At 44.4% G+C, this 19,182-nt stretch carries 20 protein-coding genes; 3 read left to right on the forward strand and 17 right to left on the reverse strand.

The features are described from left to right. Positions 1 to 33: 33 nt before the first annotated feature. From queA to safA, 9 genes are all read right to left on the reverse strand, one after another. On the reverse strand, positions 34 to 1,062 hold the full coding sequence (queA, locus tag NYE63_RS20100) for a tRNA preQ1(34) S-adenosylmethionine ribosyltransferase-isomerase QueA (RefSeq protein WP_072273319.1): 1,029 nt from the start codon (positions 1,060 to 1,062) through the stop codon (positions 34 to 36). 38 nt (positions 1,063 to 1,100) lie between these two features. Then, positions 1,101 to 1,307, reverse strand: coding sequence for a DUF2905 domain-containing protein (locus NYE63_RS20105; protein WP_342602434.1), 207 nt, complete (start codon positions 1,305 to 1,307; stop codon positions 1,101 to 1,103). Next, entirely contained in the window at positions 1,304 to 2,302 is a 999-nt protein-coding gene (gene ruvB, locus NYE63_RS20110) for a Holliday junction branch migration DNA helicase RuvB (RefSeq protein WP_034308811.1), read from the reverse strand. The genes NYE63_RS20105 and ruvB overlap by 4 nt, the downstream gene beginning before the upstream one ends. A gap of 11 nt (positions 2,303 to 2,313) precedes the next feature. Further along, positions 2,314 to 2,928, reverse strand: coding sequence for a Holliday junction branch migration protein RuvA (gene ruvA, locus NYE63_RS20115; protein ID WP_342602435.1), 615 nt, complete (start codon positions 2,926 to 2,928; stop codon positions 2,314 to 2,316). A gap of 174 nt (positions 2,929 to 3,102) precedes the next feature. Then, complete coding sequence (locus tag NYE63_RS20120) at positions 3,103 to 3,603, reverse strand: intercompartmental signaling factor BofC (RefSeq protein ID WP_342602436.1); 501 nt, start codon at positions 3,601 to 3,603, stop codon at positions 3,103 to 3,105. A 110-nt stretch (positions 3,604 to 3,713) separates the two neighbouring features. Further along, positions 3,714 to 4,313, reverse strand: coding sequence for a YhcN/YlaJ family sporulation lipoprotein (locus tag NYE63_RS20125; RefSeq protein ID WP_342602437.1), 600 nt, complete (start codon positions 4,311 to 4,313; stop codon positions 3,714 to 3,716). 102 nt (positions 4,314 to 4,415) lie between these two features. Next, complete coding sequence (locus NYE63_RS20130; protein WP_342602438.1) at positions 4,416 to 5,378, reverse strand: phosphotransferase; 963 nt, start codon at positions 5,376 to 5,378, stop codon at positions 4,416 to 4,418. After that, the gene (locus tag NYE63_RS20135) at positions 5,353 to 6,255 is read right to left on the reverse strand and encodes a hypothetical protein (protein ID WP_342602439.1); all 903 of its coding nucleotides are present in this window, start codon (positions 6,253 to 6,255) and stop codon (positions 5,353 to 5,355) included. Before NYE63_RS20135 ends, NYE63_RS20130 begins: the two co-directional genes overlap by 26 nt. Then, complete coding sequence (gene safA / locus NYE63_RS20140) at positions 6,252 to 7,883, reverse strand: SafA/ExsA family spore coat assembly protein (protein ID WP_342602440.1); 1,632 nt, start codon at positions 7,881 to 7,883, stop codon at positions 6,252 to 6,254. The genes NYE63_RS20135 and safA overlap by 4 nt, the downstream gene beginning before the upstream one ends. A 357-nt stretch (positions 7,884 to 8,240) precedes the next feature. On the opposite strand from safA, the gene NYE63_RS20145 reads away from it, so the two are divergent. Then, positions 8,241 to 9,086: a neutral zinc metallopeptidase gene (locus NYE63_RS20145; protein WP_342602441.1), complete on the forward strand. Its 846-nt coding sequence runs from the start codon at positions 8,241 to 8,243 to the stop codon at positions 9,084 to 9,086. A 97-nt stretch (positions 9,087 to 9,183) separates the two neighbouring features. Here the strand turns inward: NYE63_RS20145 and nadA are convergent, their stop codons facing one another. Genes nadA through nadB form a run of 3 tightly spaced genes read right to left on the reverse strand, consistent with a single transcriptional unit; the run spans position 9,184 to position 12,702 of the window. Continuing rightward, positions 9,184 to 10,290, reverse strand: a complete 1,107-nt coding sequence (gene nadA / locus NYE63_RS20150; RefSeq protein ID WP_342602442.1) for a quinolinate synthase NadA — start codon at positions 10,288 to 10,290, stop codon at positions 9,184 to 9,186. Beyond that, entirely contained in the window at positions 10,287 to 11,138 is an 852-nt protein-coding gene (gene nadC, locus NYE63_RS20155; protein WP_342602443.1) for a carboxylating nicotinate-nucleotide diphosphorylase, read from the reverse strand. Before nadC ends, nadA begins: the two co-directional genes overlap by 4 nt. Next, the gene (nadB, locus tag NYE63_RS20160; RefSeq protein WP_342602444.1) at positions 11,119 to 12,702 is read right to left on the reverse strand and encodes an L-aspartate oxidase; all 1,584 of its coding nucleotides are present in this window, start codon (positions 12,700 to 12,702) and stop codon (positions 11,119 to 11,121) included. The genes nadC and nadB overlap by 20 nt, the downstream gene beginning before the upstream one ends. 103 nt (positions 12,703 to 12,805) lie before the next feature. Here nadB and NYE63_RS20165 point away from each other — a divergent pair, with 103 nt between their 5' ends. Together NYE63_RS20165 and NYE63_RS20170 are read left to right on the forward strand one after the other, a co-directional pair. After that, a complete protein-coding gene (locus NYE63_RS20165) occupies positions 12,806 to 13,933 on the forward strand; it encodes an IscS subfamily cysteine desulfurase (RefSeq protein WP_342602445.1) in 1,128 nt (375 codons plus the stop codon). Between the two features lie 49 nt (positions 13,934 to 13,982). Further along, on the forward strand, positions 13,983 to 14,513 hold the full coding sequence (locus NYE63_RS20170) for a transcription repressor NadR (protein ID WP_101222780.1): 531 nt from the start codon (positions 13,983 to 13,985) through the stop codon (positions 14,511 to 14,513). 108 nt (positions 14,514 to 14,621) lie between these two features. On the opposite strand, the gene NYE63_RS20175 is transcribed toward NYE63_RS20170, so the two are convergent. The 5 genes from NYE63_RS20175 to NYE63_RS20195 all read right to left on the reverse strand — a co-directional run bounded on the left by NYE63_RS20175 (position 14,622) and on the right by NYE63_RS20195 (position 19,027). Next, entirely contained in the window at positions 14,622 to 15,263 is a 642-nt protein-coding gene (locus tag NYE63_RS20175; protein WP_342602446.1) for a hypothetical protein, read from the reverse strand. A 390-nt stretch (positions 15,264 to 15,653) separates the two neighbouring features. Next, on the reverse strand, positions 15,654 to 16,529 hold the full coding sequence (pheA, locus tag NYE63_RS20180) for a prephenate dehydratase (RefSeq protein WP_342602447.1): 876 nt from the start codon (positions 16,527 to 16,529) through the stop codon (positions 15,654 to 15,656). A 130-nt stretch (positions 16,530 to 16,659) separates the two neighbouring features. After that, a complete protein-coding gene (locus tag NYE63_RS20185) occupies positions 16,660 to 17,109 on the reverse strand; it encodes an ACT domain-containing protein (RefSeq protein WP_063232841.1) in 450 nt (149 codons plus the stop codon). Between the two features lie 40 nt (positions 17,110 to 17,149). Then, positions 17,150 to 18,439: a GTPase ObgE gene (gene obgE, locus NYE63_RS20190; protein WP_342602448.1), complete on the reverse strand. Its 1,290-nt coding sequence runs from the start codon at positions 18,437 to 18,439 to the stop codon at positions 17,150 to 17,152. 48 nt (positions 18,440 to 18,487) lie between these two features. After that, positions 18,488 to 19,027, reverse strand: a complete 540-nt coding sequence (locus NYE63_RS20195; protein WP_342602449.1) for a Spo0B domain-containing protein — start codon at positions 19,025 to 19,027, stop codon at positions 18,488 to 18,490. Positions 19,028 to 19,182 lie beyond the last annotated feature (155 nt).

Genomic DNA, 19,182 nt, shown 5'->3' on the forward strand with positions numbered 1-19,182 from the left:
TAACTCCCTTCAAGAGCTTCTCACTCTTATATATTACTTAATTAACATTGCATCTCCAAAACTAAAGAACCTGTATTTTTCTTCCACTGCCGTTTCATATGCATGAAGGACATGCTCCCTGCCTGCAAGTGCAGAAATAAGCATGATTAAAGTCGATTTAGGCAAATGGAAGTTCGTTATCATCGCATCTATCCCTTTGAATTCATAACCAGGATAAATGAAGATGCTCGTCCAGCCATTCTCTTCCTTGAAAACCCCATCATTTCGGGACGCAATCGTTTCCAAAGTCCTTGTGGACGTAGTGCCGACCGTAATGATTTTCCCGCCTTTTTCTTTCACATCGTTCAGTAATCTGGCAGTGCCTTCCGTCATTTGATAAAATTCCGAATGCATTTCGTGGCTGTCAATATCGTCGACACTTACTGGACGGAACGTACCAAGCCCAACATGCAGCGTGATGAAAGCGATGTGGACACCCATCCCTTTAAGTTTCTCGAGCAAATCCTCCGTAAAATGCAGGCCAGCGGTAGGTGCCGCTGCAGATCCCCGTTCACGCGCATAAACTGTTTGATAACGGTCCTGGTCGTCGAGTTGTTCCTTGATATATGGAGGTAATGGCATTTCGCCAAGCTTCTCTAGTATTTCATAAAATATGCCTTCATATTTAAATTCAAGGATACGGCCGCCATGCTCGAGTACACCTGTACAGACGGCACTCAGCTTACCATCGCCAAAAACGATTGTCGAGCCTTCTTTAATCCTTTTGGCTGGCTTCACAAGCGTTTCCCATACATCATCATGCTCTTGCTTAAGCAGCAATACTTCGATTTTTGCACCCGTTCCTTCTTTACTGCCGTATAGTCGTGCCGGCAGCACCTTCGTATCATTCAACACCAGGCAATCTCCTGGTTTGATATATTCCGTGATATGGCTGAATACATCATGCTGGAGCTTACCAGTTTCTTTGTCCAGCACCATCAATCTACTCGCTTCTCTATCCTCCAAAGGAACTTGGGCAATCAGTTCCTCCGGTAAATGAAAATCAAACATATCCAATTTCATCTGTTCCACTTCCTTACGTGTCTATCAAGCTGTAATCATTATTTAAAACGGCCGATCAAATAAAAAATCGCGGACAACACAACACTGACGATGATTGATGTAACGATAGGGAAGTAAAACGTCGTATTCCCCTTTTTCAGTAATATATCTCCCGGCAGCCTGCCGAGATGAATATATTTCATCGCAAAACCAATCACGAATATAATCACACCCAGAATCATGACTATCTTTGGTATATTCATCATTCAGGCATCTCCATGCCGAAATGCTCATAAACCAGCTGTGTTGCCATCCGGCCTCTTGGGGTCCGCTGAAGAAAACCGACCTGTAACAGATATGGTTCATACACATCTTCGATTGTATGTGCCTCTTCGCCAATCGTTGCAGCAATCGTTTCCAGTCCCACGGGTCCGCCACGGAATTTTTCAATGATCCCTTTAAGTAATTTATGGTCAATATGATCGAGTCCTAAACGGTCGACCTGCATTAATTCAAGCGCATAATCGGCAAGTTCGGCCGTTATCGTACCATCACCGCGTACCTGGGCGAAATCCCTGACCCTCCGTAAAAGCCGATTAGCAATTCTCGGGGTGCCCCTAGACCTTCTTGCCAGCTCAGCCGCTGCTTGGTCATCCATTTCCGTATCCATGATTCTTGCTGTACGGATGATGATATCGGTCAAATGATTTTCCGTATAATATTCAAGACGGCTCAAGACGCCAAAACGGTCCCTGAGCGGTGCAGACAATGAGCCTGCACGTGTCGTGGCACCTACGAGTGTGAACGGCGGCAAGTCGATCCTGATCGAACGGGCTTCCGGCCCTTTACCGACTACAATATCCAGACAGAAGTCCTCCATAGCCGGGTATAGCACTTCTTCAACGACACGAGGAAGACGGTGAATCTCATCAATGAACAATACATCACCCGGTTCAAGTGCACTCAAAATGGCCGCCAGATCTCCCGGCCGCTCAATGGCGGGACCGGAAGTCGTGCGGATATTCACACCCATTTCATTGGCGATGATGACGGCAAGCGTCGTCTTTCCAAGGCCAGGAGGTCCATATAAAAGTACATGATCGAGCGTTTCTTCACGCATCCTTGCCGCTTCGATGTATACACTCAAATTCGCTTTCACTTTATCCTGTCCGATATATTGCTTTAAGTTTTGCGGCCGCAGGCTTTGTTCAAAGGACAGTTCGTTCAAATCGGCTTCCTGATTGAATATTCTCTCCTCCATTGCGCCACTCCTTATCTTAACATCATTTGCAATGCTTTCTTAATATATTGCTCGGTCGTCATATCTTCAGCTTGCAATTTCTTGGCAACCTTTTGGACTTCCTTTTCAGAATAACCAAGAGCCTTCAAGGCAAGAATGGCTTCAGCCAATTCCTCCGAATAACCATTTGGACTGAGTGCAGCCGTGACGCCTTCGTTAAACAAGCTTGGAAACGCATCCGGAATAATATTCTCAAGTTTCCCTTTTAAATCGAGAATCATCTGCCGTGCCGTTTTCTTTCCGACTCCCGGGAATTTCACCAAGAACGATTCATCTTCATTTTCGATTGCCTGCACCACCTGATCAACTTGGCCTGATGCCAATATGGCTAGAGCACCCTTCGGCCCGATTCCGGTTACATTCAATAATTTTGTGAATAACGCTTTTTCTTGACGAGTCTGAAATCCGTATAATGCAGCCATATCCTCACGAACATAATGATACAAAAAAACTTGGACTTCCTTCTGGTATTGAGCGGAAAAAATAAAAGGATTCGGCGTCATCACTTGATATCCGATCCCCCCATTTTCCACAACTATGTATTCAGGCCCAATATAATCGACCTTGCCTTTTATATAATCATACAAATTAATTCTCTCCCTGATTTTGCTGTACCTCTCATTTTATCATAAAAAGGGTGGGTTGTTCATTAAAAGTTATTTAGTTGGCGCAATGACTTTTACAATGGAGGATATCCTGTTTTGCATATGGGGATTTTGGTTTTCCGTTGAAAAACAAAAGAGGACGGGTGTCATCCCATCCTAGTTTACCGAATATGGCTCATATTCTTTAATGAGCTGTTTATATTGGTCTTTATTCATGATCGGAATCCCTTTTTGGAGTTCCTCCTGCTTGTATACTTCAAGTTTACCAATGTCTATTTGGTAGAAAGTATGAATGATCTTGGCGTGTTCTGGCCTTCCGATAAAAATGGATAACGTACCATCTTCCCTCATCCCAAGGTAACCATTCGCTTTTAAAAGCGGAGATATGTCATTTTCAATTTTCTTCATGACAATCTGCTCTTCATTTTGATCAACTACTTTCCATCCTTCATATTTTGACCAAAAGTCCTCCATCGACCAAATTGTTTCTGTCAATTTCTCTTCACTTAACTCGCCATCAAGATACATACGCTGAAGAATGACCTTCCTTTCAATTGGATCATTTTCCTTTTGAACGGTTTCTTCGGCAAAAACGGTTAAGCAAAATGGCAATATGAAAAGTGTCATGAAAAATTGGATTCTAAGTTTATTAGTCAATATACTCACCTCTTAAGGCGTTTACTTTTTAAGTAGTTTGACCCCAAATAAGGATTATTAACCAGAAAAAAATCAAAAAGAGCTGACACCATATCGCGTCAGCCCACTAATTATTTTAAGTGATTTTCGTGAATGTTAAGGTTATCGAACATGTCATTGGCATCCAAAATGATTAATTCCCTCGTATCGCCATCCCGAAGATCGTTATCCAGTGTCATCGTCCTGAAATAGACACCTTCATCGGTGGTGACATATAGGGTCCGGCCATTGGTAAGCGGCCCGATTTCATTCTTGATTCTTTCTTTAACATCTTTTGCTTGACTGTAATCATCAAGCAGCAAGGCTACCAGCATTTCGTCTTTCATGATAATTGTCCTGGCATCGGTAACCGGCTCGACTTTATTGGCGACACCATTGACTTTGTCGGCTAAATCGCCTTCATAAGAATTATAATAAGATGATCGTGCCTTAAGCGGTTTACTTTCATGTCCATGGTAGTTACGGTCACTCTTACTGTACGAACCATCTTTATCGTATAGACCTTGCACCATATTCTCATAATTGATGTTGCGTACCAATGCATCTTTTTCATGGTACCCTGTTTCATTCGTGATATTTTCATTTTCCGCTGTATCATTATTAGCACATCCAACCAAACTGACGGCGGCCAATACCGTACAAAGCGGCAGTGCCCATTTTATTTTCTGCACCAATGACCCTCCCATTGCAATAGAATGAGCTATATTCCGCTCATAATTAGCATGGGTGTCGAACGGGAAATGTACTCTGTAAGTTATGGCCAGAAACCCGTTTTAATTCCTATTTAGGGAAGAAATCCTTTTCGCCAATTTTTCATTCATCTCCATCCGCTCCGAAAATCCATCCACTGACATTTTCCAGACCGAATGAAGCTGAGAAGAACTTTTATTAAGACGATTCCATTCACGGAAAATATCGGTAGGATAAGTTAAAGCATATAAAAAGGCCAGGTCTGACTGATACCTTTGCAATTGCGGCACTTCCCACAGCTCGTTGGCCGCATCTTCCAAATGATTCAAAATTCGATTTGCATATTGTAAATAATCAATGCACCTCGGGGCATTTGCCATTAAGTCAAAATCGATTAAAGTCAAAGTGCCGTCCGCTCTCCGCAAGAAATTGTGGTGGGCACAATCACCATGAATGATGACTTTCTTTTCCTTATTCCATAAAGACTGATTTTTATCAAACCCCTCTAGCGACCATTCACCCCATCTGATCCATTCCTTGATAATATCCTCGGAAACATATTGGCGAACATAAGAAAAGTTCTTTTTAAATAGTGATAAGCGTTCTTTCCACTTTTTTGATTGATTGAACGCAGGCGCGTTAATGGAGAGATGTTCCGACACATCATGGAAGCTTTCCAGTAACTGAATACCCTCTAAGCGGTCCTTATGATTGGAAAATCTAAATTTTTTCTTATTCGGCGGAAAATAGTCCATACTGCCATACCATTTCCCTTTAAATTGAAAGGGCATTAAATTCTGATGAATATAATACGTTTGATGAAATCCCTTTTGTTTTAACAAAGAAGTCAATTCTCTTTGCCGATCCCATTTTTCAAAACTGTCGAATCCTTTAAGGATCATTGGATGACCCTTTTCAAAAGTTATTAAATAGACACTGCTTTGAATATGGTGGACTTTCTTTGGCTTACGATTTAAATAAGAGAGGAGACGAGTGTTAAAAACACTGTCTCCTTGATAATTAGTAGTCATCGCTTTCATCTGCATATGTCGGTATCCCAAATGTTTCAGGCGCACGTACGCCCCCGAATTGGCCTGGCTGGCCTCCCATTTGTCCTGGTAACATAGCTTCCGGCTGACCACCAAACTGTCCCGGCATCATCCACGGCTGACCACCGAACTGCCCCGGCATCATGCCCCGCTGACCACCAAATTGTTCCGGCATCATACCCCGCTGACCACCAAACTGTTCCGGTATCATACCTGGCTGACCTCCGTTTTGACCACCCATCATCATACCTGGCTGGCCTCCGTTTTGACCGCCCATCATACCTGGCTGGCCTCCGTTTTGGCCGCCCATCATCATACCTGGCTGGCCTCCATTTTGACCGCCCATCATCATACCTGGCTGGCCTCCGTTTTGACCGCCCATCATACCTGGCTGACCTCCGTTTTGACCACCCATCATCATACCTGGCTGGCCTCCGTTTTGACCGCCCATCATACCTGGCTGACCTCCGTTTTGGCCACCCATCATCATACCTGGCTGGCCTCCGTTTTGACCGCCCATCATACCTGGCTGACCTCCGTTTTGACCACCCATCATCATACCTGGCTGGCCTCCGTTTTGGCCCCCCATCATCATACCTGGCTGACCTCCGTTTTGGCCACCCATCATCATACCTGGCTGACCTCCGTTTTGGCCCCCCATCATCATACCTGGCTGGCCTCCGTTTTGGCCGCCCATCATACCTGGCTGACCTCCGTTTTGGCCGCCCATCATCCACGGCTGGCCTCCGTTTTGACCGCCCATCATCCACGGCTGGCCTCCGTTTTGGCCGCCCATCATCATGCCTGGCTGGCCTCCGTTTTGACTGCCCATCATCATGCCTGGCTGGCCTCCGTTTTGACTGCCCATCATCATGCCTGGTTGGCCTCCGTTTTGCCGCCCATCATACCTGGCTGACCTCCGTTTTGGCCGCCCATCATCCACGGCTGGCCTCCGTTTTGACCGCCCATCATCCACGGCTGGCCTCCGTTTTGGCCGCCCATCATCATGCCTGGCTGGCCTCCGTTTTGACTGCCCATCATCATGCCTGGCTGGCCTCCGTTTTGACCGCCCATCATCATGCCTGGCTGACCTCCGTTTTGACTGCCCATCATCATGCCTGGCTGGCCTCCGTTTTGACCGCCCATCATCATGAATTCATCATATGATTCTACTGACTCATCATCATATTGATATGGCATCTGAGACTCTTTAGGTGACATCCCTGGGTATGAGGCCTGTTGTTGCTGCTGTGATTGTACGGATTGATATTCGTGATAGTCTGGATGGTGTTGTGCCTTTGCATCCATTTTTTGGTTTCCTTGATACTGCCCCTTCACTTCCGGCCCATAAGTTCCAAGTAGCCCCTTATTACAGCCGCAATCTTCTTCTTCTTCACCGGCAGCCTGGTTATACTGCTGAGGGAAGTTATTGTTATTGTATAAAGATGGCGATTCGTCTGGTGACTCAAAATCTTGTGGCATATATGAACCTGCCACTTGAGCTTGTTGATTCATCCCTCCATAATAATGGTGCGGAACCGGTGCGGAGGCTTGATATGGATAATGTTGCTGGCTTGGTGTATTCATGCTCGCCCCTTGAACGAATCCTTGATCCATCATTTGCATGTCAGGAGATTCTCCCCAAAGACCCGAGCTCTCTTCCATCATTTGATAACCATGTGTTTCCGGAGCCGCCTGATACCCTTGAGCGCCTTGATAAGGGGCTTGCATGTGCATATGCGCCCACGGTGGCGGCTGAATACAATAACCGCTTCCTGGCAAAATTGGCGTTACTGGAATACAATCATCCACCGGCTCAAACTCTTCCTGAGCTGGCTGTACAGCTGGCTTTTTCTTCTTCTTTTTAGTGACTGCAGGCTCTTCTTTTTTCTTAGGTAAAGGTGGTGGTGCAGGTGGCTTTTGCACACTCATATTGGTCATGTTGACCATATAATAATTATTGATATCGATTTCCGGTATCACTGGCATGGGCACCGGCACTTCTTTAGGAACGATTATTTGCTTTTCTTTAATGATTGGCTTTGGCTGAACGATCTGCTGCTCTTTCTTAGGCTGTTTAACAATCTGCTGCTCTTTGACTGGTTTCTGAACAATTGGCTGTTCTTTTACCGGTTGTTGAAATTTCGGTTGCTCTTTTATCGGCTGTTGAAATTTCGGTTGCTCTTTTACCGGCTGTTGAAATTTCGGCTGTTCTTTAATAGCCGGTTTTTGCATAACTTGCTGCTCTTTCATAGGTGCAGGCTGAACCTGGTACGGTAGAATTTGGGATTCTTTCATTCCCGGCTGAATATTCACGTTTGGTTTACCCGTTTCTTTTATTACAGCTCCGGATGTCCCTGGTATTTTAATTTTCATTCCGGGCATCATCATGTCCGGGTTGCTCAATTGCGTGTTAACTTTTTTAAGTTCTTCAAAACTGACGCCGTATTTTTTGGCGAGTTTCCAAAGTGTATCGCCTTTTTGGACTATATGAATTTTCACGCTGTTAACCCCTCCTGTGCATATGTCCATATATTCTATGAAGCAGTGGGTGAATTGCTATTATTTTTATCATGAAAACTTATGCGTGAAAAATGACTTTTATGATTGGATCAATGATTTAGGGAAATGGAAAGTACTTTTTTGGAGAGGAAATTAACGATTTGACATCTCTCTACCACAACTAAAACCATTGCATTCATCTAAGAAAAAGAAGCAATGGTTTATAGGTTAGGAAGCCATCATGTATGACGCTCCTTTTATGCTCCTGTCTAAACCAAGGGAAATCCGGGTATAAGAAAGTAAATGACCTAAGGCTTTGTCTTCAGGTACTTATCTTTTATCCTGGGAGGAATAATAATGAAATGGAAAGGTAGACAGAGCAGCTCGAATGTCGAGGACAAAAGAGGCATGAGCGGAAAAGGCATGGCCGGAATCGGCGGAGGGGTAGGATTGGTAATCGTATTGATCGTGACACTCCTTGGCGGTAATCCAAGCGAATTGCTAGGCAGCTTGAATTCTACTGAATCTAACAATGGCAGCACTTATGTCGAAACTGATGAAGAGAAGGAACTTGCGCAGTTCGTTTCTGTCGTCCTTGCAGAAACGGAGCAGGTCTGGACTGAAGAGTTCCGTAAAAATGGCCTGGAATATAAGGAACCGACCCTTGTCCTGTACTCAGGTAGTGTCGAATCAGCTTGCGGGATGGCAGCTTCTTCGGTAGGGCCATTTTATTGTCCGGGTGACATGAAACTATATATTGATCTCAGCTTTTATCAAGAGTTGAAGCAAGAATTCCAGGCACCCGGGGATTTCGCCATGGCCTATGTCATTGCCCACGAAGTCGGACATCACGTTCAGACACTTATCGGGACAACGGAAAAGGAAATGCCCGATCGTTCAAAGGTCAGTGAGACCGAATATAATAGGTACTCTGTCCGTCTTGAATTACAGGCCGATTATTTGGCTGGAGTTTGGGCACATCATGTGCAAGGAGAGAATTTGCTTGAAGAAGGCGATCTTGATGAGGCCTTGAATGCAGCAAGTGGTGTGGGGGATGACCGTATCCAAGAAAAGGCACAGGGGTACGTGGTGCCAGACAGCTTCACGCATGGTACTTCCGAACAAAGGAAACGGTGGTTCAATAAAGGATTTAAATCCGGGGATATGAATGAAGGAAATACTTTTAAAGCGAATAATCTTTAAAAGTTCTTACCTGCTTCGATTACATAAGGAAAAGGGGAGGCTTGCCCTCCCCTTTTCCTTATGATCCCAAAGTCTTTTTAAGATGGAAGGAACTTACTCAAACGCGTTCCAGCATTCTGTTTAAAGCTAGGATGGCATTATCCGCAATGCTCTTCTCCACTTTTATCGGATTGATGATTATACCTTCTTCAATTGATTCAAGCGCCCACAGCAGGTGAGGCAGATCAATCCGGTTCATTGTAAGACATGGACACATATTCGGATTTAACGAGATGATGTTCTTATCAGGATTATTGGCGATAAGTCGCTTGACAAGGTTCATTTCCGTGCCGATTGCCCAAGAACTACCTGGTTCGGCTCTTTCGATCATATTTATGATGTACGATGTCGAACCCGCATAATCTGACAGTGCGACTACCTCACGGCGACATTCGGGATGAACGATGATATTCATTTCAGGCTGCTCCGCTCTAAGCGTTTCAATATTCGCCGTTGTGAAATTTTCATGGACTGAACAATGTCCTTTCCAAAGAAGTACCTTCAGATCTTCGAGTTCCCCTTCATAGATCAATTCATCCTTATGCGGATCCCAGACAGCCATTTCATTCAATGGGATTCCAAGGTCAAAGGCTGTATTCCTCCCAAGATGCTGATCGGGAAGAAAAAGGATCCTTTCTTTTTGCGAGAGGGCCCATGAGACCATCCCTTGTGCATTGGAAGAAGTCACCGTCGCCCCGCCATTTTTCCCTACAAAAGCTTTGATGGCCGCGGTGGAATTAACATAAGTTAGCGGAAGGATCGTATCGCCAAATAAATCCTGCAGCTTTGTCCACGCCCGTTCCGTTTGTTCAATATCCGCCATATCTGCCATGGAGCAGCCTGCACGCATGTCAGGAAGGATAACCGTCTGCCCTTCTTCCGTCAGTATATCGGCTGTTTCAGCCATGAAATGCACGCCACAAAACACGATATAATCCGCTTCGCGATTTTGCGCGGATAGCTGAGCCAATTGAAGTGAATCCCCCGTTGAATCCGAAAATTGAATGACTTCCTCCCGTTGATAATGATGACCTGGGATGTAAAGACGGTTCCCCATTCGTTTCTTGATATCTCGGACCCGATTCTCCATATCTTCCTTTGTCATCGTTTTATACTTTTCAGGCAATGCATTTCCTGCTGTACTAGCCATCTCCAATATGTTCATTTTATTATCCCCTCACATTCTTTAACCTTTGCGCTAATATCAAGTGCCCTGACACTGTGCGTCAAGCTGCCCAACGAAATATAATCTACCCCTGTTTCCCGAAATGAGGCTAGATTTCCTAAATGGATCCCTCCAGAAGCTTCGGTTATGATGTGGGCGGGAACCAATTTAATCAGTTGCTTGATTTCTTCGGGGCTCCGGTTATCGAACATGATGATATCTGCACCGGCTTCCACTGCTTCAAGCACCTGTTGTATTGATTCCGTTTCCACTTCCACTTTAGTGGTATGTCCCAGTTTTGATTTTACCGTTTGAACCGCTTTCGTTATGGACCCAGCGAAAGAAATATGGTTGTCCTTTATCATAACTGCGTCATACAGACCATATCGGTGATTGAATGCCCCGCCGGAACGGACCGCATATTTTTCAAGCATCCGCAGGCCTGGTGTAGTTTTCCTCGTATCACAAGCTCTCGTCTTCGTACCCGCTAAAATCATGGCAGCTTTATGAGCCTGTGTAGCGATGCTGGACATACGCTGCACTAAATTCAAAACGACCCGTTCCCCTTTTAAAAGAGAGGCCATATCGCCGGTCATTTTCGCAAGCTGCTGTCCTTCTTCGAAAACTTCGCCATCTTGAACAAAAAGGAAAACCTCGATTTGCTCATCCAACAATGCAAATCCCGTCTTGATGACGTCCCCTCCACTAAAGACCCCACCTTCTTTTGCGATGAATGTCAAAGTTCCTTGTTCACCTTGATCAAAAATCGTATCACTCGTTACATCGCATTCCCCTATATCTTCCATTAAAAATTGTTGCAGCATCTGCTTAAGCTTCAATATATTCATATAGTCGTCTCCCTTTCACTCGGTTTTTTACATCCGTGCAAGCAAGGATAACCGAATTTTCAAGCCATTGGGTGTCATCCTCGTTTGGATAGTCACTGCGGAAATGACCGCCCCTGCTTTCCGTTCTGGTCAATGCGGATTCGGCAATCAGCCACGCCACGATTATGGCATTGATTTTCGTTATTTCTTGTATCGATAATGCCGTTACTTCCATATGCAGCAATTTTTCGATATTAAATGTCTCAAGATAATCCTTCAGTCGAGTTAAACCCGCTTCATTTCGAACGATTCCCGCTTCATTCATTAATTTTTCCTGTAATGTCGTGAGATCAGGTAAAAAGGAAATTTGACTGGAACTCTTGGACTGCTCTTTCTCTTCCGGTATCGACCTTGCCGGGGCTTTAGCTAGGAAACGGCCAAGCGTATTTCCAAAAACCAATCCTTCGAGAAGGGAGTTGCTTGCCAATCTGTTCGCACCATGTACACCCGTGCATGCCACTTCACCAACTGCATACAAAGAGGGTACAGAGGTTTGCCCCGATTCATCCACTTCAATCCCTCCCATTAGAAAATGGTTTCCTGGTGCAACCGGGATTTTCCCCAATTGAAGGTCCAGCCCGCTTTTTTCACACAATGAGCTCACTGTCGGAAAACGATTTTTAAAATCCTTAATCATCGAAATATCCAAAAATACCTTTTCACCGCGCTGCAAATAAGAAAAAATCGTCTGTGCAACAATATGCCTTGGTGCTAGATCTTTTAAGCTATGGACATCCTCCATGATCGGCCTTCCCATTTCCGTCACTAATCTCGCACCATCCCCGCGAACCGCTTCTGAAACAAGCCCTTTCGCTTTGCCATTCACAAAAAGCAGGGTCGGATGGAACTGTATGAATTCCATGTCACGAACTTTTGCACCGGCCTTGAATGCAAGTGCGATTCCATCACCTGAAACCGTTTGTGAATTTGAAGTAAAATGGTATAGGGAACCACAGCCGCCTGTAGCCAAAACCGTATGTTCCGCATGATAGGCAACAAGATCCCCTGCCTTATCAAGTGTTTTGACTCCTATGCAAGAATCATCTTGCCCTATGATCAACTCCACTGCAGCAACATTCTCCATCACAGTAATCGATGATTTTTTCAAGCGCCCTATAAGATGTTCCATCATGTACTTTCCTGTAGCATCCCCGTGACTATGAAGGATTCTTCGTTCACTGTGGGCGCCCTCCATGCCAAGCAATAGAGTTCCGTCATCATCATGGTCAAATCGCATACCCGATTCAATAAGTTCAGCTATAACCGAAGGTGCCTCTTCGACGAGTTTTTCCACTGCCTTCACCTTGTTATATCGCTGACCAGCCGCCAGCGTATCTTTTTTATGAAAGGATACTCGGTCACGATCAGATATTGCAGCAGCAATCCCGCCCTGTGCTAAATAAGAATTACCATGACGGATATTTGATTTTGTGATGAGTATCACATGCTTATGTTCACTTGCTTCCAATGCCGTTTTCAAGGCAGCAATCCCGCTGCCTATCACGATGATTTCCGCTTTTACCATTATTTCATTCCTCCTGTTTATGACAGGTGTCTTGACAACTATATTTACATATTATTAAACTATAATCAAGAGTTTTTTAAGATTAAAGGATGGAAGTGATTTCTTGATTTATTTGGATTACGCCGCTACAACTCCGATTGATGAGGAAGCTCTTGACGTATTCAGCCAAGCATCCCGGAAGTTTTTCGGGAATGCGAGCAGTTTGCATGATATTGGCTCTGAAGCGGCACGTTTATTGGATATGTCACGGCAGCAACTAGCAGAAATGCTGGACATAAAAAAGGAAGGAATCATCTTTACGAGCGGTGGATCAGAAAGCAACATGCTTGCCATCGATACATTCATCGCTTCGAAACCATCCTGGCAGAACCACTTGATTGTAAGCCGAACTGAACATGCATCACTTGGAAATTTCGTGGAAAAGCTTGAACAAAAAGGCTTCGAGGTTACTTATTTACGGCATTTGGAAGATGGACGTGTTGATATTGAACATCTGCAGGAATGTATGTCGGAGAAAACATGCTTGGTCATTGTCCAGCATGTGAATTCGGAAATCGGGGTCATTCAACCCATTGAGCAAATAAGTGAAATCGTTCGAAAACACCAGGCTTTCTTTCATGTGGATTGTGTCCAATCATTTGCTAAATTACCGCTTGGGAAGATTGCTGCCTCATGTGATGGACTATCCATTTCCAGTCATAAAGTTTATGGACCGAAAGGGACTGGGGCCGTCATTTTCCCGGCCATCCATCAGTTGAAGCCTTCGGTACCTAATATCACTCATGAATATGGTTTCCGACCAGGAACAGTGGACGTCCCCGGAATAGCTTCCTTCGTAACCGCTGCTAAGAAATTGGGGGATATCATGGAAGATGAACGAAAAAGGATTTCCACACTTAGGTTGCAATTGATTCAACGGCTAACGGAAAGGAAAATCGATTTTCAAATCATCGAAGCAAAAAGCGAGCAATTGCCTCATATTCTGGCTCTGACCTTCGCTGGATTGCAAGGACAGTACATCATGCTGGAATTAAACCAGAAAGGATTCGCTGTATCGACGGGAAGCGCCTGTCAAATCGGTAAACAGGATCCTTCAAAAACGATGATGGCCATTGGGAAGAGCGAAGATGAAGCCCATCAATTCGTCCGCTTTTCCTTTGGCAAAAACACGACGGCCGACGACATTCACAAGTTGGCAGACTGCATCGAAGGAATAGCTGCCATTCGATAAAACCGTCCATTCTGTGTTAGAATGATTGTAATTAAAGAGGTGAATGTTTATGGAAAGAAAGAAATTACTCGGGGAAGAAAGACGGACGAAACTCTTACATTTATTGCAAACAAGCGCGGAGCCAGTAACAGGCAGCGAGCTTTCGCAGATAACGAATGTAAGCCGGCAGGTTATCGTTGGTGACATAACCCTCCTGAAAGCGCGGAATGAACCTATCATTGCCACGAGCCAAGGCTATCTGTACTTACAAACGGGGAGCACTCAAAAGCCGGAAAGGATCATTGCTTGCCAGCACGATCCTTCCCGGACCCAGGAAGAGCTATATTTACTAGTGGATATCGGCATCACGGTGAAGGATGTCAAAATCGAGCACCCCGTTTACGGCGACCTAACTGCTTCCATCATGGTCAGCAGTCGTAAAGAAGTCCAGCAATTCCTTTCAAGGGTGACGGCAACGAACGCATCTTTTTTATCGGAACTAACGAGCGGCATCCATCTTCATACACTGAGCGCATCATCTGAAGAACTGCTCGACGAAGCGGAGTGTGCTTTGAGGGATGCAGGCATTTTAGTCGATTGAAATAACGAAAAACCCTCAAAAGCCTAAATTTTGAGGGTTTTTTTATTGGCCTTATGCTCTCTCATCATTGGCATTGCTATCATTTGAGCTGTCATCCCCGGCGTTTTCTTAGTTACTTCTCAACTGCCCTATAAGACTAATGACGGAGCCGACTGCCTGAATCCAGCCTCCCATCACTTGAACCAACTCAGCATCAGATGGCTTCTCTTCCAAATCAGGATATTGATATTTTTGTACTTCCTGCTCCTCCTTATCTTGTTCTTCTTGCTCTTGATCCTTTTCTTGGTCTTTATCTTGAACACTATTTTTAAGTTCGGCAATTCCACCTATCGCTTGCATCGAATTCCCAATCGCATGCAACAAATTTCCCGTAACATTGAAGGCCTGCTCCGGTTCATCTGGATTTTCGAATGCCCCCGCCAAAGCGGTACCGCCGCCCAACGCTTGAATCAGATTGCCTTTAATGATCAATTCCTGTTTGGTTACTTCATCGAAATCAATGACTAATCCTAAGATAACCGTCGAATTCCCGATCGCCTGTAATACATTACCCAATTTATCCAGTGACCAGGTTTCTTCTGCGTCCGCCAATAGGGCATTTCCTGTTGCTTGAAGTTCATTTCCAATCAAATCCAACTTTTCACGAAATTCTTCGTCCAAGACATTGGATGGTGTACCCGCAACAGCAGAAATGACAGTTCCTATCGCTTGAGTCCAAGAACCGAAAGTTTCTTTGAATTGACTATCCATCTCTGCTGACCACCACCCTCTCTCTCCATTTTTGATTAAAAAAAGGTGCATCCACTGTTTTAGTCATCACCGTATGTATTACTGTTCCTATTTCCACAGGTGGCCTACCGGGATTTACTTATTGTATTTGCGTTCATTACAATCGGTGTTTGTTTTTCATCCAGAATCATGTGCTCTATTTATAATGAAAAACTTTCGCCCATCATCCTCAAAATTAATGCCTTCCTGCCCTTTACCTGCCTATTTCTATATTCATAAAATGACAGCCAACCGTTTTAGGAACTTGTACAAGGTAAATATAAACCATCATAAAAAAATGCCCCGGAAATACTCCCGGGGCACTCTTCTTATTCATTGTACAAAACTCAGCTGAAGTTCAAAAATGATAAATCATCGTTGCGGTACTCCAGTTTGGACTTTAAAGCATGAATAGCTTCCCATGATCGAAACCGTACATCCTAAGGCCTCAAGCTCAGATATCGCTCCTGGGATGAGAACATCATCAAGGGACATTTCAATGTCGATGATGAAAAAGTAATTGCCTAATCCTGTTTTCATGGGTCTTGATTCAATCTTGGAAAGGTTAAGTTTCCTCCAGGAAAACGCGGAAAGGACTTGGTGCAGCTGCCCTGAGTGGTCGGCAGGCAGCTGAATCATCAAGGTCGTTTTCTTGTCCCCTTCAACGGTCAAATGCCCTTCATAGTCGACTTCACTGTTGGATACGACGATAAACTTGGTGTGATTATGTTCGTAATCATGAATATTTTGTTTTGTAATCGTCAAACCGTACTCTTCTGCAGCCATATCATTTGCAATCGCAGCAATATTGATATCAGGATTCTCCATCACCATCTTCGCAGCCGCTGCAGTGGATGTGACATACTCATACGGAATGCCCCTTAGCTCATTATGTAGAAATTTGCGGCATTGAGCGATGGCATGGGAATGCGAATAAACCATGTCAGGTTTGAAACCAGGATATGCATGATCCGGATGCACCATATAATGCTGTTGGATGGGAATCGTCACTTCGCCTTTCATCGGTAATGTGACTTCATGAACTAAGTAATCCATCGTTATATTTACCGAACCCTCCAAAGCATTCTCGATCGGCACGAGCGCGTGATTCACTTCCCCGTCCCGAACAGCATCAAGGCAGTCCGGAATCGTGTTCATCGGTATTTTTATATCATTAGGAAATAGTCGCGATACAGCTAAATCCGTGAACGTTGCTTTTGGTCCAAGAAATGCAATTTTTGATGTCATATTATAAACTCCTTCTCACGGAAAATCTACTGTTTATGTTATGCCATTTTCTGATTTTTTACAATAGTTAATCGTTAATTTCCTCTTACAAATGAAAACAGCCTGTACATGTGAAATGTACAGGCTGTTTTCATGCGCCGTTACCAATGATTTCGACTTTTTCGACGAACTCCATTTTACGCAGTTTAGTAAGCAGTTCATCAATATTCATCGTCATCCCACCTGTATTCAGGGATAGGGTAACATTTGCACGTCCTTGCAAAGGAATCGTTTGGTGGATGGTCATGATGTTGCATCCGGATGAGGCGACGAGCCGTAAGAGCTCCGATAGAGTACCAGAACGATCTTCGAGATAGAAGAACAGTGTAATCAGCTTTTCCTTAACAACTGTATGAAACGGAAAAACCGTGTCACGGTATTTGTAAAAAGCACTCCTGCTTAGGTCCACTCGCTGTACCGCTTCCCAAACTGATTCTGCTTTTCCCCGTTCAATCATTTCTTTTGCATCCAGTGTTTTTTTCATCGCTTCGGGAAGGACATCCTCTCGAACGAGGAAAAACTTCTGATCGGCCTTATTCAAACTCCGCACGCCTCCTTTTGCCTGCCATCATGGTTTACAATCAATCAACAAATTCAAATTCATATTCAAGGATACGGACGATATCGCCATTTGTCGCACCTTTTTGGCGAAGGCCTTCGTCGACTCCGAATGAACGAAGCTGTCTGGCGAAACGACGTATTGACTCTTCACGGGTGAAGTCAGTCATTTTGAATAGACGCTCGATCTTGAATCCTGATACGGCAAAGCTGCCATCGGATTCGCGTTCAATGTTAAATTCATCAGACTGTGATGTATGTTTATATAGAACCCGGTGGATTCCAGTATTCTCTTCTTCATGTTCAAGAGGGAACTCAGGCGTCTCTTCGATTTTATCGGCAATTGCATAAAGAAGCTCACGGATCCCTTCACGCGTCACGGCAGAAATCGGGAAGACAGGATAGTCCTCTTCAAGCTTTTCTTTGAATGCCGCTAAGTTATCTTCTGAGTCCGGCATATCCATTTTACTTGCTACAATGATTTGCGGACGTTCAGTCAAGCGCAGGTTATACTCTTCCAACTCTTTATTGATTGTTTGATAGTCTTCATATGGATCCCGGCCTTCAAGACCCGACATATCGATTACATGAACGATTACCCTCGTTCTTTCAATATGGCGCAGGAATTGATGTCCAAGGCCCACACCTTCTGAAGCGCCTTCGATCAGACCAGGTAAATCGGCCATGACGAAGCTGCGGTGATCTTCCGTTTCCACCATTCCCAGGTTCGGTACGATCGTCGTAAAATGGTATTCGGCAATTTTAGGCCTTGCTGCTGATACGACAGAAAGCAACGTGGATTTCCCTACACTTGGGAAACCAACCAAACCGACATCAGCCAATAGTTTCAATTCCATGACTATATCGCGATCTTGGCCCGGTTCGCCATTCTCTGCGATTTCAGGTGCAGGATTGGCAGGTGTGGCAAAACGTGAATTTCCCCGGCCTCCGCGTCCACCCTTGGCGATAATGGCGCGTTGCCCGTGCTCAACTAAATCAGCAATGACTTCCTTCGTTTTATCATCAATGACAACCGTGCCAGGTGGAACCTTGATGACCATATCCTTTGCGGCCGCACCATGCATGTTTTTGGACATGCCATGTTCTCCGCGAGGTGCCTTAAAGTGACGTTGATAACGGAAATCCATTAATGTACGCAAGCCCTCTTCCACTTCAAAAACGACATTGGCCCCATTACCGCCATCTCCGCCGGCAGGTCCGCCTTTAGGTATGAATTTCTCACGACGATAAGCAACTATCCCGTTACCACCGTCTCCGCCTTTTACATAGACTTTCGTTTGATCGACAAACATGCTATCACTTCCTTGTTTTCTGCAAGTCATTTCTTGCTGTATACTTCTCTAAAAGTTAATATCCATCTTAAAAAATATTTCATCCTCATTACATTCAAGAATTTCAATTGATTGCTCGGCCGTTAATGAACTTTCCAAAAACTCGATCACTGGGGATTGGTCAATGAACCTGCCTTGCATATGAAAAGAGCAGTGCATATCGCTCACTGCGTTTTTACACATGGAAACAGCCAGTACATTTTCAAAAAACGGGTCCAGATTCTTATCCAGCATTTTGAAGAAATCGTTTGTCCAGCGATACATCAGCCCGTCCATTTCAGTTGAGCCTTCAAAAACATCAATGATTTCATATTCGCAATAAAATGATCCATTATTCCAATTCGACGTCAACAACATCTCGGTGAACTTAGGTAAATTCAAACTGGAGAGGCGTGCTTCATTCTGGGTTTCAACAATGATTTCATCAATGATGCCCTTGACACGATCGATTCTGTTCAACTCCAGATTCCCTTTGATGATTTGAATTTTATTCAGCCAGTCATGCCTGGTTTGACGCAGAGTTTCAATAGTCGTCCAATTTTTATCCATTATTAACACCTTCAATTATGATAAAGAAACTTTTTTCAGCTCTATCATGTTGAATACTTCCATTTGTACAGTATATCAAAAAAACAACAAACAGGAAATGAAGCTCGATTCACATGCCTTCACATGAAAGCCCCCGTCCAAAAAATACAGCCGCA

This window comes from Peribacillus sp. FSL E2-0159, from assembly GCF_038643155.1.
Lineage (GTDB): Bacteria > Bacillota > Bacilli > Bacillales > DSM-1321 > Peribacillus > Peribacillus simplex.